The sequence below is a fragment of the Acidovorax sp. genome (genome assembly GCF_034519795.1).
Taxonomy (GTDB): Bacteria; Pseudomonadota; Gammaproteobacteria; order Burkholderiales; family Burkholderiaceae_C; genus Acidovorax.
Map to the genome: position 1 here is coordinate 396767 of NZ_JAXHOB010000009.1, position 16318 is coordinate 413084.

At 65.7% G+C, this 16318-nt stretch carries 16 protein-coding genes; 12 read left to right on the forward strand and 4 right to left on the reverse strand.

What is annotated here, in order from left to right; all coding sequences use genetic code 11:
* The first annotated feature begins 5 nt into the window (after positions 1-5).
* The 10 genes from U5N23_RS12540 to U5N23_RS12585 all read left to right on the forward strand — a co-directional run bounded on the left by U5N23_RS12540 (position 6) and on the right by U5N23_RS12585 (position 9274).
* A complete protein-coding gene (locus tag U5N23_RS12540) occupies positions 6-2417 on the forward strand; it encodes a cation-translocating P-type ATPase (RefSeq protein WP_322593135.1) in 2412 nt (803 codons plus the stop codon).
* A complete protein-coding gene (ccoS, locus tag U5N23_RS12545) occupies positions 2417-2554 on the forward strand; it encodes a cbb3-type cytochrome oxidase assembly protein CcoS (RefSeq protein ID WP_007860012.1) in 138 nt (45 codons plus the stop codon). The genes U5N23_RS12540 and ccoS overlap by 1 nt, the downstream gene beginning before the upstream one ends.
* A 62-nt stretch (positions 2555-2616) precedes the next feature.
* Positions 2617-4059, forward strand: a complete 1443-nt coding sequence (gene ccoN, locus U5N23_RS12550; protein ID WP_322593136.1) for a cytochrome-c oxidase, cbb3-type subunit I — start codon at positions 2617-2619, stop codon at positions 4057-4059.
* Between the two features lie 26 nt (positions 4060-4085).
* The gene (gene ccoO, locus U5N23_RS12555; RefSeq protein ID WP_322593137.1) at positions 4086-4724 is read left to right on the forward strand and encodes a cytochrome-c oxidase, cbb3-type subunit II; all 639 of its coding nucleotides are present in this window, start codon (positions 4086-4088) and stop codon (positions 4722-4724) included.
* Positions 4725-4863: 139 nt separating this feature from the next.
* Complete coding sequence (locus U5N23_RS12560; RefSeq protein ID WP_007860005.1) at positions 4864-5001, forward strand: cbb3-type cytochrome oxidase subunit 3; 138 nt, start codon at positions 4864-4866, stop codon at positions 4999-5001.
* A 50-nt stretch (positions 5002-5051) separates the two neighbouring features.
* Positions 5052-5972, forward strand: a complete 921-nt coding sequence (gene ccoP / locus U5N23_RS12565; protein ID WP_322593138.1) for a cytochrome-c oxidase, cbb3-type subunit III — start codon at positions 5052-5054, stop codon at positions 5970-5972.
* Positions 5973-6091: 119 nt separating this feature from the next.
* Positions 6092-7549, forward strand: a complete 1458-nt coding sequence (gene ccoG / locus U5N23_RS12570; RefSeq protein WP_322593139.1) for a cytochrome c oxidase accessory protein CcoG — start codon at positions 6092-6094, stop codon at positions 7547-7549.
* A 57-nt stretch (positions 7550-7606) separates the two neighbouring features.
* Complete coding sequence (locus U5N23_RS12575; protein WP_322593140.1) at positions 7607-7894, forward strand: FixH family protein; 288 nt, start codon at positions 7607-7609, stop codon at positions 7892-7894.
* A gap of 36 nt (positions 7895-7930) precedes the next feature.
* A complete protein-coding gene (locus U5N23_RS12580; protein WP_322593141.1) occupies positions 7931-8227 on the forward strand; it encodes a hypothetical protein in 297 nt (98 codons plus the stop codon).
* 279 nt (positions 8228-8506) lie between these two features.
* Positions 8507-9274 (forward strand): helix-turn-helix transcriptional regulator, encoded by a 768-nt coding sequence (locus U5N23_RS12585; RefSeq protein ID WP_322593142.1) that lies wholly within the window; start codon positions 8507-8509, stop codon positions 9272-9274.
* 280 nt (positions 9275-9554) lie between these two features.
* Here U5N23_RS12585 and U5N23_RS12590 read toward each other — a convergent pair whose 3' ends face one another.
* Entirely contained in the window at positions 9555-10700 is a 1146-nt protein-coding gene (locus tag U5N23_RS12590) for an IS5 family transposase (protein WP_416208600.1), read from the reverse strand.
* Positions 10701-10862: 162 nt separating this feature from the next.
* Between U5N23_RS12590 and U5N23_RS12595 the strand changes: the two genes are divergently transcribed.
* Positions 10863-11837, forward strand: coding sequence for a hypothetical protein (locus tag U5N23_RS12595; RefSeq protein WP_322593143.1), 975 nt, complete (start codon positions 10863-10865; stop codon positions 11835-11837).
* Positions 11838-11912: 75 nt separating this feature from the next.
* Here the strand turns inward: U5N23_RS12595 and U5N23_RS12600 are convergent, their stop codons facing one another.
* Positions 11913-12911: an MBL fold metallo-hydrolase gene (locus U5N23_RS12600; protein ID WP_322593144.1), complete on the reverse strand. Its 999-nt coding sequence runs from the start codon at positions 12909-12911 to the stop codon at positions 11913-11915.
* A gap of 48 nt (positions 12912-12959) precedes the next feature.
* Positions 12960-13643, reverse strand: coding sequence for a glutathione S-transferase family protein (locus U5N23_RS12605; protein WP_322593145.1), 684 nt, complete (start codon positions 13641-13643; stop codon positions 12960-12962).
* Positions 13644-13741: 98 nt separating this feature from the next.
* Here U5N23_RS12605 and U5N23_RS12610 point away from each other — a divergent pair, with 98 nt between their 5' ends.
* On the forward strand, positions 13742-14686 hold the full coding sequence (locus tag U5N23_RS12610) for a LysR family transcriptional regulator (RefSeq protein ID WP_322593146.1): 945 nt from the start codon (positions 13742-13744) through the stop codon (positions 14684-14686).
* Here U5N23_RS12610 and iaaH read toward each other — a convergent pair.
* Positions 14683-16239 (reverse strand): indoleacetamide hydrolase, encoded by a 1557-nt coding sequence (gene iaaH, locus U5N23_RS12615; RefSeq protein WP_322593147.1) that lies wholly within the window; start codon positions 16237-16239, stop codon positions 14683-14685. The genes U5N23_RS12610 and iaaH overlap by 4 nt on opposite strands.
* Between the last annotated feature and the right edge of the window lie 79 nt (positions 16240-16318).

Here is a 16318-nt window from a genome sequence, read left to right on the forward strand (position 1 = left end):
GAGCCATGTCAAATGCCACCCCCAGCCCCGCAGATGCAAGCCCGCCGGTGGCCTCGCCACAGCGGCTGCACACGACACTGCTCGACGATCCGCAGGAATGGCCTTCCTTCGGCCGCCCCTGCGATGGCCACGGTGCGCCGGTGGAGTCCGCTGCAGGGGACGCACCCGCGTGGGAGTCGCATGTCGTGCTCTCGGGCATGCACTGCGCGGCCTGCGCGCTCACCATCGAAGAGGCGCTGCGCAGCGTGCGCGGCGTGCTGCAGGCCGAAGTGAGCGCCACCACGCACCGTGCGCGCGTGGTGTGGCAGCCCGCGCAGGTGCTGCCCTCTACCTGGATGGCCGCCGTGGCCCGTGCGGGCTACCAGGCGCTGCCCGCGATGGACGCGTTCGCACGCACGCAGCGCCAGCAGGAGAGCCGGCGCGCGCTGTGGCGCTGGCTGGTGGCGGGCTTTTGCATGATGCAGGTGATGATGTACGCATGGCCCGCCTATGTGGCGCAGCCGGGCGATCTGTCGCAGGAGATGGAGACGCTGCTGCGCTGGGCCTCTTGGGTCATCACGCTGCCGGTGGTGTGCTTTGCCTGCGGCCCCTTCTTTGCCAGCGCGCTGCGCGATGTGCGCTTGCGCCGCGTGGGCATGGATCTGCCCGTGGCGCTGGGCATGGCCATCACCTTTGCGGTGAGCACGGCGGGCACCTTCGACCCGGCGGGCATCTTCGGCAAGGAGGTGTACTTCGACTCGCTCACCATGTTCGTGTTCTTCTTGCTCACCGGCCGCTGGCTCGAGCTGCGCCTGCGCGACAGCACCGCCGGCGCGCTGGAGGCGGTGATGAACCGCCTGCCCGACAGCGTGGAGCGGCGCGGTGCCGACGGTGCATTCACCCGCGTGGCCACGCGCCGCCTGGCGGTGGGCGACGTGATCCGGGTGCTGCCGGGCGAGGCCTTCCCGGCCGACGGCTGCATCACCGAAGGCAGCACGCAGGCCGACGAGGCGCTGCTCACCGGCGAATCCACCCCCGTGGCGCGCCCGCTGGGCAGCGCCGTGGTGGCCGGCAGCTACAACCTGCAGGCGGCGGTGCAGGTGCGCGTGGAGGGCACGGGCAGTGCCACGCGCTTTGCGCAGATCGTGGCGCTGATGGAAAGCGCCTCGCTGCAAAAACCGCGCCTGGCGCAGCTGGCCGACCGCGTGGCGCGGCCCTTTCTCATCGCCGTGCTGCTGGCCGCCGTGATCGCCGCAGCCTGGTGGTGGCCCAGCAGCCCCAGCCACGCGCTCATGGTGGCGGTGGCGGTGCTCATCGTCACCTGCCCGTGCGCGCTGTCGCTGGCCACACCCGTGGCCATGCTGACCGCCGCCGGCACCCTGGCGCGCCATGGCCTGCTGGTGCGCAACCTGCAGGGGCTCGAAGCCCTGGCGGCGGTGGACACCCTCGTGTTCGACAAGACCGGCACGCTCACGCGCGACGGCATGGCACTGCAGGGCGTGCACACCATCGCCGGCCTGGCGCGGCAAGATGCCCTGGCAATGGCCGCCGCGCTGGCGCGCCAGTCCATGCACCCCGCGTCACGCGCCCTGTGCGCGGCGGCGGATGGCGACGCCGGTCGCTGGGCCGCCACGCAGGTGGTGGAAGAAGCGGGGCAGGGCCTTACCGCCCGCGTGATCGACACCACCGGTGCGCTGGCCCCGCGCCGCCTGCGCCTGGGCTCTGCGCGCCATGCGGGCGTGGGGGCGGGGCAGGGTGCCGACTGCGCGGCCCTGCAGGTGGTGCTGTCCGAAGAAACGGACGGGCGCGGCGCCGTCGTCGAACTGGCCCGCTTTACCCTGGCCGAAAGCCTGCGGCCCGAGGCCCGCGCCGTGGTGCAGGCGCTGCAGCGCGAAGGCGTGGCCGTGCACATGCTCTCGGGCGACCGCATGGCGTCGGTGCAGCGCGTGGCTGCGCAGGCCGGCATCGCGCAGGCGCAGGGCGACTGCTCGCCGGGCGGCAAGCTCGCCGCGCTGCAGGCGCTGCAGTCGCAGGGCCGCCAGGTCGCCATGGTGGGCGACGGGCTCAACGACGGGCCGGTGCTGGCCGGCGCCCATGTGTCCTTCGCCTTTGGCAGCGCCGTGCCGCTGGCGCGTTCGCGCGCCGACTTCGTGGTGCTGGGCGGCAGCCTGCAGTTGGTGCTGCAGGCCGTGCTGCTGGCGCGCAAGACGCTGCGCGTGGTGCGCCAGAACCTGTGCTGGGCGGCCGCCTACAACGCGCTGTGCGTGCCGCTGGCGGTGCTGGGCTACATGCCGGCCTGGCTGGCCGGGCTGGGCATGGCATTGAGCTCGCTGCTGGTGGTGCTCAATGCCTCGCGCCTGGCCCGGCTGGTGGGGGAAGAGAGGCCTGGACAGGACGCTGCTTGTGCCCTGCCCAGGACCGCGCTGGAGACCGTGTGATGGACATCCTGTACCTGCTGATTCCCCTGTCCGTGGTGCTGGTGCTGCTGATCCTGGCCGGCCTGTGGTGGGCCGTGTACCGGGGTCAGTTCGAGAGCGTGGAGCAAGAGGGCGAGCGCATTCTCCGAAATGATTGACATGCGTCAATACCCATCGGCCCCTCTTGCCGGAGACTCATTCCAACACAAAGAGGTGCCCGATGGATTCAACGCAAAACACAGCTGCCGCGCACTACCACGACACGGTCGTGCGGCAGTTTTCTATCATGGCAGTGGTCTGGGGGGTGGTGGGTATGTTGGTGGGCGTCATCATCGCCGCCCAGCTGGCCTGGCCTGAACTCAACTTCGGCATTCCGTGGCTCAGCTACGGGCGCCTGCGGCCACTGCATACCAACGCCGTCATCTTCGCCTTTGGCGGCAGCGCGCTGTTCGCCACCAGCTACTACGTGGTGCAGCGCACCTGCCAGGTGCGGCTGTTTGCCGCGCCGCTGGCGGCCTTCACCTTCTGGGGTTGGCAACTGGTCATCGTGGCGGCGGCCATCAGCCTGCCCATGGGCTACACCTCGGGCAAGGAATATGCCGAGCTCGAATGGCCCATCGACATCCTGATCACGCTGGTCTGGGTGTCCTACGCCATCGTGTTCTTCGGCACCGTGGGCATGCGCAAGGTGCGCCACATCTACGTGGCCAACTGGTTCTTCGGCGCCTTCATCCTGGCCGTGGCCATCCTGCACCTGGTCAACAGTGCCGCCGTGCCCGCCGGCTGGATGAAGAGCTACTCGGCCTATGCCGGCGTGCAGGACGCCATGGTGCAGTGGTGGTACGGCCACAACGCGGTGGGCTTCTTCCTCACCGCCGGCTTCCTGGGGATGATGTACTACTTCATCCCCAAGCAGGCTGGCCGCCCGGTGTACAGCTACCGCCTGTCCATCGTGCACTTCTGGGCACTGATCTTCACCTACATGTGGGCCGGCCCGCACCACCTGCACTACACCGCGCTGCCCGACTGGACGCAATCGGTGGGCATGGTGTTCTCGCTGATCCTGCTGGCCCCGAGCTGGGGCGGGATGATCAACGGTGTGATGACCCTGTCGGGCGCCTGGCACAAGCTGCGTGACGACCCCATCCTGCGCTTTCTGATCGTGTCGCTGTCGTTCTACGGCATGTCCACCTTCGAGGGCCCGATGATGTCCATCAAGACCGTCAACGCCCTGAGCCACTACACCGACTGGACCGTGGGCCACGTGCATTCGGGCGCCCTGGGCTGGGTGGGCCTGATCTCCATGGGCTCGCTGTACTACCTGATTCCCCGCCTGTTCGGCCGCGAGAAGATGCACTCCGTGCCAGCCATCGAGCTGCACTTCTGGATGGCCACCGTGGGCATCGTGCTGTACATCGCCGCGATGTGGATCGCCGGTGTCATGCAGGGCCTGATGTGGCGCGCCATCAACCCCGACGGCACGCTCACCTACACCTTCGTCGAAAGCGTCAAGGCCACCTACCCCTTCTATGTGGTGCGCGTGCTCGGCGGCCTGTTGTACCTGGGCGGCATGCTGGTCATGGCCTGGAACGTGTGGGCCACCGCCATCGCCGGCCGCTCGGCCAAGGTCGCCATTCCTGCAGTGCACGCTGCCCACGCCTGAGCAGCACGTACGGAGAGCTTTCATCCATGTCCGACAACAAGACCCCCGCGACCCCCCCCACCGGCTTCAGCCACGAGAAGGTGGAGACCAACAACTTTTTGATGATCGTGCTGATCCTGCTGGTGATCGCCATCGGCGGCCTGGTGGAGATCGTGCCGCTGTTCTTCCAGAAGTCCACCACCGAGGCCGTCAAGGGCGTGGAGCCCTACACCGCCACGCAGCTCATCGGGCGCGACATCTACATCCGCGAGGGCTGCTACAACTGCCACTCGCAGATGATCCGCCCCTTCCGCGCCGAGACGCTGCGCTACGGCCACTACTCGGTGGCCGGCGAGTTCGTCTACGACCACCCCTTCCAGTGGGGCAGCAAGCGCACCGGCCCCGACCTGCACCGCGTGGGCGGCAAGTACAGCGACGAGTGGCACCGCATCCACCTGAACAACCCGCGCGACGTGGTGCCCGAGTCGAACATGCCCGCCTACCCCTGGCTGGAGAAGGCGCCCGTGGACCCCGCCGACGCAGCCCCCCGCATGAAGGCGCTGCGCGCCGTGGGCGTGCCCTATACCGATGGGCAGATCGCCGACGCGGCCGCCGAGCTCAAGGGCAAGACCGAGATGGACGCCCTGGTGGCCTACCTGCAGGTCATGGGCCGCGCGCTCAAGTAAGAGCGGCTAAAAAACTCTTCTGGCGTCGTTGCTGCGTCTTGTCGTACTACCCGTACTGCCTGCGACGCAGCGCCTAGCCAGAACCGCTTCGCTGAGTTTTTTCCCCGCTCTAAGTAACACCACATTCTGGGAGATAGCAATGGACATCACCACCATGCGCATCGTTGCGACGCTCGCTTCACTTGCCTGCTTCATCGGCATCTGGGTCTGGGCCTACCTGGGCAGCAACAAGGACCGCTTCGACGAAGCGGGCCGCGTGCCCTTCGAGCACGAATGACCGTGCCTGCCCCAAGAACAACGACAACCACATGAACAAGAGAGCACCCCATGAGTGACTTCACCAGCAATTTCTGGTCGGTCTTCGTGACCGCCGTGACCCTGGGCGGCATCGTCGCCTGCGGCCTGCTGCTGTGGATGGCCGGCCGCAAGAAGGTCATGGCCACCAGCGACAACACCACCGGCCATGTCTGGGACGAAGACCTGGTCGAGATGAACAACCCCCTGCCGCGCTGGTGGGTGTGGATGTTCGTCATCACCATCGTCTTCGGCCTGGCCTACCTGGCCGCCTATCCCGGCCTGGGCACGTTTGCCGGCAAGCTCGGCTGGACGCAGCTGGGCGAGTACCAGGCCGAGATGGACAAGGCCAAGGCCGAGCTGGCCCCGCTGTACGCCCGCTTTGCCGACATGAAGCCCGAGGACATGGCGCGCGACCCGCAGGCCCATGCCATTGGCGAGCGCCTGTTCATGAACAACTGCGCGCAGTGCCACGGCTCCGATGCGCGCGGCAGCAAGGGCTTTCCCAACCTGGCCGACGCCGACTGGCTGCACGGCGGCGCGCCCGAGAAGATCCGCGAAACCATCGTGCAAGGCCGTACCGGCGTGATGCCGCCCATGGCGGCTGCCGTGGGCTCGCCCGAGGACGTGCGCAATCTCTCGCACTATGTGCTGAGCCTCTCCAAGAGCCCGCACGACTCGCTGCGCGCATCGCTGGGCAAGTCCAAGTTCAATGCCTGCGCTGCCTGCCACGGCATGGACGGCAAGGGCAACCAGGCCCTGGGCGCCCCCAACCTCACCGACGACGTGTGGCTGCACGGCTGGGGCGAAGCCGCCATCACCGCCATCGTCAACAGCGGCAAGACCAACCAGATGCCGGCCCAGGCCGAGAAGCTGACCGAGGCGCAGATCGCCGTGCTGGCCTCTTACGTGTGGAGCCTTTCGAGCAACGGCGGCGCAGCCGCAGCGCGATGAGCGCGTGACCTGAACCCAGGCGCACAGGCTTCCCCGCCACGCGGTGGGGCCTGCAGCGCACCGGCTGGTGCATCTCACCCCCACAGGTTGTGCGACCGGCCCCCTTTTCGAGAACTGCCATGAAGCCACCCAGCGGGTCTGCCCGCAAGGTCATTCCCATCACCCCGGTTGCTGCCGCCCCTGGCGGCAACACCGACACCGCGGCCGAAGTGGTCTCGCTGTACGAGGCGCAAAAGAAGATCTACCCGCGCTCCATCAGCGGCACCTTCGCCCGCTGGCGCTGGGCCATGGTGGCCCTCACGCAGCTGGTGTTCTATGTGGTGCCCTGGCTGCAGTGGGGCGAGCGGCAGATGGTGCTGTTCGACCTGGGAGCGCGGCGCTTCTACCTGTTCGGTTTCGTGCTGTACCCGCAGGATTTCATCTACCTCACCGGCCTGCTCATCATCAGCGCAATGTCGCTGTTCCTGTTCACCACGGTGGCCGGGCGTCTGTGGTGCGGCTTTGCCTGCCCGCAGACGGTGTACACCGAGATGTTCATGTGGATCGAGCACAAGGTGGAGGGCGAGCGCAGCGCGCGCCTGCGCCTGGATGCCGGTGGCTGGACCTGGGAGAAGGCCCGCAAGAAGTCCGTCAAGCAGTTTCTCTGGATCAGCGTGGCGCTGTGGACGGGTTTCACCTTCGTGGGCTATTTCGTGCCCATCCGCGCACTGGGTGCCGAGTTGCTGGCGCTGCAGGGCAGCTGGCAGATCTTCTGGGTGCTGTTCTACGGCTTTGCCACCTATGGCAATGCAGGCTACATGCGCGAGCAGGTGTGCAAGTACATGTGCCCGTATGCACGCTTTCAGAGCGCCATGTTCGACCGGGACACCCTGGTCGTCAGCTACGACCTGGCGCGCGGCGAACCGCGCGGCCCGCGCAGCAAGACCGTGGACTACAAGGCCAAGGGCCTGGGCGACTGCATCGACTGCACGCTGTGCGTGCAGGTCTGCCCCGTGGGCATCGACATCCGCAACGGCCTGCAGTACGAGTGCATCGGTTGCGGCCTGTGCGTGGATGCCTGCAATACGGTGATGGACAAGATGCACTACCCGCGCGGCCTCATCCGCTATGCCACCGAGAACGCCGTGGCCGCCCGCTGGAGCGGCGCACAGATGTTGCGGCGCGTGCTGCGGCCCCGCGTGCTCATCTACAGCGCCATCCTGCTGGCGCTGTGCGTGGGCCTCACGGCCAGCCTGGCACTGCGCACCGCCTTCAAGGTCGATGTGGTGCGCGACCGTGCCGCGCTCTCGCGCATCGTTGCGGGTGGCCAGCTCGAAAACATCTACCGCCTGCAGATCATGAACGCCACCGAGGCCGGCCAGCGCTACCGCATCGGTGCCCACGGGCTCGATGGGCTCACGGTGGCATCGGAGGCCGACGTCGAGATCGGCGCCGCCGAGTCGCGCTGGGTCGCCGTGCGCCTGCAGATCCCCTACGGCTCGGCCCCGCCCGGCTCGCACCCCGTGCAGTTCGAGATCGAGGCCCTGGGTGGCGGGGGCCATGTCACCGAGAAGTCGGTGTTCCTGGTGCCGCGCTGAGCTTTCCCGCCAGCCGCTGCCGCCCCTTTTACTTTCCTTACCCGTCAGGAGTAACCCATGCCATCCCCTTCCGTCGCCGCATCGCCCGCCGCTGCCCCTGCCGCTGCCCCCTGGTGGAAGTTCGGCCATGTCTGGCTGGTCATCTCCGGCCCGGCCATCGTCGTCGTCGCGGGCTTCGCCACCTTGTGGCTGGCCATCGCCCGCCCCGACCCCGTGGTGGCCGAGGACTACTACCGCCAGGGCATCGAGATCAACAAGACGCTGGAGGACAAGCCCAGCAGCCTGGCCCCCGCCATGAAGGCGCGCAACCATGCGGCAACGCCCGAGCATGACAGGCCGCGTTGAGCAAATCAGAACAATCCAGGTGAAGGAGACAAACCCATGAGATCGCAACGGCTGATGTGGATCGCCTGGCCCGCTTTTCTGATGGCCGGCGTGCTGGAGATGCTGGTCTTCGCCATGGTGGACCCGCAGGACATGCACTGGTTCGGCCAGCCCCTGGCTTTGTCGCGTGAAGGCGTCTACACCATCGCCTTTTTTGCGTTCTGGCTGGTGACGATGGCTTCGAGCGCGCTCACCACGCTGCTGTCCATGTCGCCCTTCGAGGTCAACCGCTGCCCGGTGCCGGTGACCGAGCGACCCGCAGATTGCGCACGGCATAGGATTGACACCCCCTGAGTCGCTTCGCGCCTTTCCCCTCTCTCGCCTCGATGCGCGAGTCGGGAGTGGGACGCCCCCAGCGCGGCGGGGCGGCCCTTGCGCGGGGGCACTGGCCTTTGCCGCGCCAGTTTTCGTCAGCGGGGGCATCGCCAGGTTGTTGGCCGATACCGAGACCCAGAGCGAGATCGTGTAAGGGAAAGCGAGCCTGGCACAGCTCTTGAATGCGGGCAGTGATGTCCCTACAGTTGCGGGCGGGCCGGCACCATCGCTGTGCCCGAGCCCCGCACACCCACCGCCATGTACCTGAGCCACGCCCGCGTCGAAATGCTGTCCCGTCTGATGGGTAGGCTGGAGGCCGCCGACCTGCCGGCGAGCGCCCCACTGCGCCTGGCTGTGGGCACCGACCTGCTGGCTCTGCTGCAGGCCGACCATTTCGCCTCGTACGCCTGGGACGACACCGCCCAGCGCTTTGGCGACCGCGCCGCCCTCCACATGGACGATGCCAACCTGCAGGCCTATGAGGCGTACTACCAGTACCGCGACCCCATCACCCACCAGTTGCGCCAGCGCCGCGAACCCACCCTGGTCACGCAGATACTGCCCCAGCACGAGCTGATGAAGACCGAATTCTTCAACGACTTCCTGGCCCGCGACGGCCTGCACCACGGCGTGAACCTCTTCGCCTGGGATGGCGGGCGCAACCTGGGTGACCTGCGCATCTGGCGCAGCCGCCAGCGCGGGCCGTTTGATCGCGACACGCTGGACCTGCTGCGGCTGGTGCAGCCGGCGTTCACTGGTGCGCTGCGGCGGCTGGGCGAGCGGCCTTCAGAAACACCGCAGGCTGTTCCCGCCTCGCCCGACCCCTGGCAGGGCCTCAACGGCCGCGCCCGCGAGATCGCCCAGGCCCTGTGCGCTGGCTGGCCCGACAAGAAGATAGCGGCGGAGCTGGGTATTGGCTATTCGACGGTGCGCACGCATGTGGATGCGTTGTTTGAGCGGTTCGGGGTGCATAACCGGACGGAGTTGGTGCGCAGGTTGATCGGGGAGCTTAAATTCCGCCAGTGAGTTTGAAATTGATTTGATATTTATGAGGGAGCTGTCAGGTGGAAAAATCAAGATCGATAAGTTATGAGGATTTGATCAGCTCTGAAATATCGAAAACAGGATATGTACTCGAGCACAAGATTGCCCAAATGCTTAACAGGCTGAAGAAATACTCCCCAGATTCCAAGCACGTCCCGCCCCGCTGGCGCATGCGGGCTCTCTTGTTTTCACATCCCGAGATTGAAGGGGTCTATCGGGCTCTTTGGCGCTTGATTTGAGCCACTTCGGCGTCCATTTGCCCTCAATACGCCCCCTGCAGACGCACCTGTCCCAATTGCTCCAAAGTGCGCATGCGCACCAGGTTGTATCCCGCCATCGTCAGCACGAACATCTGGTCCACGCGCTCAAGGCCTCGCACCATCACCTGCCTCATGCCGCCCACGGTCTTGGCCCAGCCAAAGCCTTGCTCGATGAGCTTTCTCTTTTGCTGCGATACCGCGTAGCCTTCGCTTTGCGCAATCGCATCGGGCACAGCCGAGTTTCTGCCTGACTTGTTTTGCGCCACATGGGGAATGACGTTCATGGCCTGGCAGGCCTCAATGAATTCGCGTGCGTCATAGCCTTTGTCCGCTCCCAGCGTGATGGTTCGCGTGGGATCGGCCTGCGCCTGTCGGGCGTCGTTGACCATGGCCTTGGCCGCTTCGCGCTCTGCGTAGCCATCGGCCAGCGTGACCACTGCATTGGCCACCAGGCCGTGGCGGTTGTCGTTCAGGGTGTGGCCCATGTAGCGCAGCTCGCTGGCGGTTTTGCCTTTGCGGTACAGCCGGGCATCGGCGTCCGTTGTGGATTCATGGGTGTCGTTGCTGCGCCGCTGGCCCTTGAAGTTGCCGCCATTGCCATTGGCATCTGCACCAGGGTCACCATCTCCACCGCCGCCCGCGTCATTGTCGTCCTTGCGCACAAAGCTCTTGTGGCCCGCCCAGGCCTGGATGAGCGTGCCGTCCACGCTGAAGTGCTCGCCCGAGAGCCAGTGCTTCTTGTCGGCGATCTTGAGCACTTCGTTGAAGAACTCAATCACGGCGTCGTGTTCGATCAGCCGCTCGCGGTTCTTGGTGAACACGCTGGGCACCCAGACCTCATCGTCCATGGACAGGCCGATGAACCAGCGAAACAAGAGGTTGTACTGCACCTGCTCCATCAACTGGCGTTCCGAGCGCACGCTGTACAGCACTTGCAGCAGCATGGCGCGCAGCAGCTTCTCGGGGGCGATGCTGGGGCGCCCGCCCTTGATGTCTGCTTCGTACATGCGCGAGAACAGGGCATCCATCTTGGCCAAGGCGGTGTTGACCATCTTGCGAACGGGGCGCAGGGGGTGCGACTCTGGCACGAAGTCGTCGAGCTTGCGGACAGAGAACAGGCTCTCGGTGAAAGTGTCGGCGCCGCGCATGGGGTCAGGGTCAAGCGATGTGGGAGGGGCTGGTGAGCTTACCGGGGTTGGACTGCTGGGCTGGCTGAGCGGGAGGTATTTCTTCAGCCTGTTAAAGCTAAGGGGTGGTCTGTAATTAGCGGGAAGTATTATGTTGATGACAATGAGGATGTTCCGCGAGAAATGGATCTCATCGCATATCGAGTTGCGAAAATTGACGGTGATGAGATTGAGATCTACACCGTAATGATCATAAGTTGCAAGAAAAGTGAAGAGAATTCGTGGGCACTTCTTGCGCGGAATATCAATCTCAAAGATCCAAATACGGACTATTGGCCGCTACATTGTTGGACCAACGATGTAGCGCTAGGACACCAGTTGGCCATCTCTGGTAAGCAGAAAAAATATCATGAAGGGGTAAGGGCGCAGGGCGTGATCGATGCTGCGGCAGATCCGCAGGTTGAAGTTTTCGCATTCCAGGAAATGAATAAAATCAATGGATCACCAAGAAATGACAAGGCGATATTTAATTCATTGACTTCGCTTGTGAAGGCGCAGGCTTATGAAATATCAGCATTGCCGGCCAGAAAAAAGAACAAGGCTGTTTATCAATTTAATCTGATATCTGTGGTTGGTGCGGATATGTATCGACTCATGTTTGCTGACTCTGGCGGCGGCGTGGAGAGTGTGCCTGTTGAGTCGGAGCAGTATATAGCACGATACATTGTGGCCAAGCGGGAAAGTTTTTCAAGAATACGGTTTTTAACGGCTGATGGATTTTCTGGTTCGCTTGATGACTATGGGCGGCTGCATAATGCGAATGTCAAATGGTTCGCAGGAGAGCATGCTGATTTTTATAGTGATATAGTGCTTGATGACAAGCGGATAGAAGTGTTGATGTCAAAATTTCATGACAAAATAAGATTTCCCGTGAAGTGGCGATTGGAGAGAAATTTTAAGGGGATTTCTTATGATGATAAGCCGCTTTTAAATTGGAATTCGGATTCTTCTGATTTAAGCATTGAGTATATGTTTAATGAGGATGTTTTGGATTTTATGAATGAGGATGAAGATATTGGGGGGATAGTTGCTGTGGCTCTGAAGTCGATTTATAGATATGTGGGTCCATTCAAGTTTAGGTTTGAAATTCCATTTTGATTTTCTGGTTTTGGGTGGGTGGCGGTCGTGGGGAAACGCATCTGATCTTCAAAATTGCTTTCCCCGTACTCGCTGTTAATTTTTTTGGTACCGGTAGTCCACTGGCACAAACGCATACTTGCCCTTGCCCTCATCGCGCAGATAGCCCACGCCCGGGTAGGGGATGTGCGCCGCAGCCACCATGCGCCGCTCCTTGGCCAGGCGCGCAAACTGCTGCTTGCGCTGCGCCTTGGCATCGTGCGGCACCACGTCGTAGACGATGGTCACGTCGGGCCGGGGCATCTGCACCGACTGCACATGCAGGATGTCGCCGATGAACTCCAGCGCCTCGCCGCCCTGGCCCTGCAGCACGAAGAAGCTGTGGCCGGGCGTGTGGCCCGGGGTGGGGCGTGAGCGGATGCCGGGCACCAGCTCCACCGCGCCGGTGAAGGGGCGCACCTGGCCAGCCTTGACATAGGGCGCCAGGGCCGTGGTGGCCTGCTCGAAATAGGCCTTGTCGTAGCCGCGCACGCCCTGCTGGTTGGCGGGGGCGAGGAAGAAGTCCAAATCCTGCTTGCCCACGTGGACCGTTGCGTTGGGGAAGACGCGCTGGCCCTGCGCATCGACTAGGCCGCCGCTGTGGTCGGTGTGGATGTGGGTGAGCAGCACGTCGTTGATCTGCGCGGGCTCCACGCCCGCTGCCTTGAGGCTGGCGACCAGTTGGCCGCCCGCGCCCGGGCCGAAGAAGGCGCCGGCACCGGCATCGACCAGCGCCAGCCGGTCACCCGCGTAGACCAAGTAGGCGTTGATCGACGCCTCCACCGGGTTGGCGAGGAAGCCGCAGTGCAGCGCCTTGTCGGTCTGTGCGGGCGTGGTGTTGGTGAGCAGGGCGTGCAGGTCTTGCGGCACCGAGCCATCGGACAGGGCCACTACCTGCACGCCGCCCACGCTGAAGCGGTAGAAGCCGGCCTGTTGGGTGGCGGGGGGAACGCTGGCGGGGGCGGCAGGCGCGGTGGCCTGGGCGATGGCCAGAACGGGGCCGAGCAGCGATGCGGCGACGGCCAGGGAGAGGAGGGAGCGGCGTGTTGTGGTCATGTCTTGGAATGGATGAAGTGTGCAGACGTCTGGTGAATGGCGGTGGCCTCAGGCCAGCCGGCCGTGCTGGAACAACTGGGCCTTGGCATCTGCATCGAGCTCTGCCTTGAAGGCGTGCCTGGTGGCCAGGGCCGTGGCAGCGATGGCGGCGGGCCGGGCATTGAGTTCGTCGAAGTGGCGCTTGATGTTCGGAAACTTCGCCCACGCCGCGTCGCCCAGCAGGTAGTGCAGGCCGCCGCACCAGCCCCAGAGCGACATGTCGACGATGCTGTAGGCGTCGTCGCCCAGCACATGGCGGCGCGTGGCCAGCCGTGCGTCGAACAGCGCCCAGTGGCGCTCGGCCTCGAACAGGTAGCGGTGCAGCGCATACTCCTTGGGCTCGGGCGCGTAGTGGGTGAAGTGCACGGCCTGGCCGGTGAAGGGGCCCAGGCCCGTGGCGGCCAGCATCAGCCACGACAGCATCTCGGCGCGGCCCGCTGCGCCGGGCGCGCCGAGAAAGCGCCCGGTCTTCTCGGCCAGGTGCAGCAGGATGGCCGCGCTGTCGAACACCACCGCATCACCATCGACCAGGGCCGGCACCTTGCCGTTGGGGTTGATGGCGCGGTAGGCGGCGCCGTGCTGCTCGCCCTTCGAGGTATCGACCGGCACCATCTGGTAGGGCAGGCCCAGTTCCTCCAGCAGCAGCGCGACCTTGCGGGGGTTGGGGGTGGGGTGGTAATAAAATTGGATCATCTGAGAACTCACAGTCGGTGCAGTGGAAAGGTGCGCAACGATAGGGCGCGCAGGCACCGCAGCGTGAGTCGGAATTGCCGATAGGAGGTATAGGCACCATGGATATCCGGCGTTCCGATCTGCCGCTGTTGATCTCGCTCGATGCGCTGCTCGATGAGCTCAACGTCACGCGCGCGGCGCGGCGCCTGAACATCAGCCAGCCCAGCCTGTCGGGCCAGTTGGCCAAGCTGCGCGACCTGTTCGAAGACCCGCTGCTGGTGCCCGCCGAGAACGGCCGCGGCATGGTGCCCACGCACCGCGCGCTGGAGTTGAAACCCCGCTTGAGCGAGGCACTCAACCAGCTGCGCGGCGCGGTGGAACTGGGCGACAGCTTCGACCCGGCCACCGCGCGCCGCGCCTTCGTCATTGCCGCCAACGACAGCGTGTTCAGCATCCTCGGCCTGGCGGCGCTGGGCCGCATCGTGGGCATCGGCAACCCGGACCTGCGCGTGAGCTTCGTGCCTGCGGCCGACTCCGGGCTGGTGGAGCGCATGGAGCGCGGCGAGGTGGACCTGTACCTGGGCGATGTGGGCAAGGTGCCGGGCCCGCTCAAGTCGCGCTTTCTGATGGGCGACAGGTTCGAGATGGCGCAGCGCATCGGCCACCCGCGCGGCAAGGTGGCCGCCACGCTCGACGAATACTGCGGCCTCTCGCATGTGCTGGTCTCGCAGGTGGGCCACCCGCACAGCCAGATCGACGACCTGCTCGCGGCCCTGTCACGCAGCCGGCGCGTGGCCGTCACCGTGCCCAGCTATAACCAGGTGGCCCTGGTGCTCACGCACACCGACTGCGTGGCCACCCTGCCCAGCCACCTGCTGCGCCGCTACGCGCAAATCCTGGAGATACTGCCCGCGCCGTTCGAGATACCGCCCTTCAACCTGGCCATGGCCTGGCACACCCGCGCGCAGGCCGATGCGGGGCACCGCTGGCTGCGCGAGCTGTTCGTCACGGCCGTGGCCGAGCAGGCGGGAGAAGACGCAGTCAACCTGCCTGCGCAGGATTAGAGCCTGGGCGCCGGCACGCTGCCCAGCACTTTCTCGATCTCCAGACCAATGGCCAGCAGCCTGCGGTCGCTGCCCACCGGGCCGTCGAGCTCCAGCCCCACGGGCAATCCGCCAGCGGTGAGCCCGGCCGGCACCGACAGGCCGGGTATGCCGGCATTGCTGCCGGGGTCGGTGTTGCGGATGAAGGTGGCGAAGGTGTCCGCATCCGCGCCGCCGTTGACCTTGACGGTGGACGAGCCCTTGGCCCGGTCCATGGGCACGGCCGGCAGTGGCGTGGTCGGGAACAGCAGGGCGTCGAATTGGCCCTGCGCAAAGGTGCTGGCATACAGCGCCTGCAGCTGCGGCCGGTGCACGGCCATGGCCTCGGGGTAGGCGGCGCCAAAGGCATCGGCGGTGATGGCGCCGAAGGCGCCCTGCACATCGGGGCTGGCCACCTTGGCCGCGACCTCGGCCACCGTTTTCACGGGGGCGTTGTTGGCCGCAAGGTACGCAGGCAGATCGGCCACGGGCTCGTGCAGGGCGATCTGGAATGACATCTTTTCGTTGAGCGGCAGCAACTGCGCCATGTCCACCTCCACCAGCGTGGCGCCGGCCGCGCGCAGTTGGGCCAGGGCGGCGTTCACCACCGTGGCCAGCGAGGCATCGAGCCCCGCCCACAGCGGGCGCGGCAGACCCAGACGCACGCGGGCCAGCGGCATGGCGGGCAGGCTGGCATCGCCGGTGATCACGGCGTCGAGCAGGGCCACGTCGGCCACGGTGCGGCCCATGGGGCCCACGGTGTCGCGCGTGTGGCTGATGGGCACCACAGCCAATGGGTCGTGGTAGCGCCGCTCGGCGCCGCCATTGCCCACCGAAGGGCGCAGGCCCACGATGCCGCACAGGGCGGCGGGCACGCGGGTGGATCCACCCGTGTCCGTGCCCAGGCCGGCCGCCACCATGCGCGCGGCAATGGCCGCTGCCGTGCCGCCCGACGAACCGCCGGGGATGCGCGTGGGGTCGTACGGGTTGCCCACGGCGCCCGCGAACGGCGAGAAATTGGTGCTGGTGATGCCGAAGGCCAGCTCGTGCAGATTGGCCTTGCCCAGCACGATGGCGCCTGCGTCGATGAGCTTTTGCAGCGAGGGCGCCGTGCGCGCTGGCCGAAAGCCCTGCAGCGCGGGCGTGCCGCCCGTGGTGGGCAGGCCGGCCATGTTGATGTTGTCCTTGGCCACGATCACCAGGCCTGCCAGCGGGCCGAGTGCGGCACCAGATGCCCGTGCCGCATCGATGCGCCGCGCGGCGGCCAGGGCGCCGGCTTCGTCGAGGGTGATCAGGGCATTGAGGGACCGCAACGCCTTGGCGCGCGCCACCAGTGCGGCCACGTAGTCCACGGCCAACAGCCTGCCGCCCTTGATCTGTGCGATGGCCTGCGCGGATGTCAGCTGGGTGAGGTCCGATGGCGTGGATGCCGTGCTCGCGCAGGCGGCCAGCCAGGCGGGGGCGGTGAGGGTGCCGGCCAGGGCACCGGTGCGTTGCAGAAACCGGCGGCGGGGCTCGGGCGAGGGGTGGCTCATGAAGGCGCTCCTGAAGGTCGAAACTCGGAGCCTTCAGGTTATCGGCGCATGGCCGGGCGCGGTATCCCCAGGATTGAGG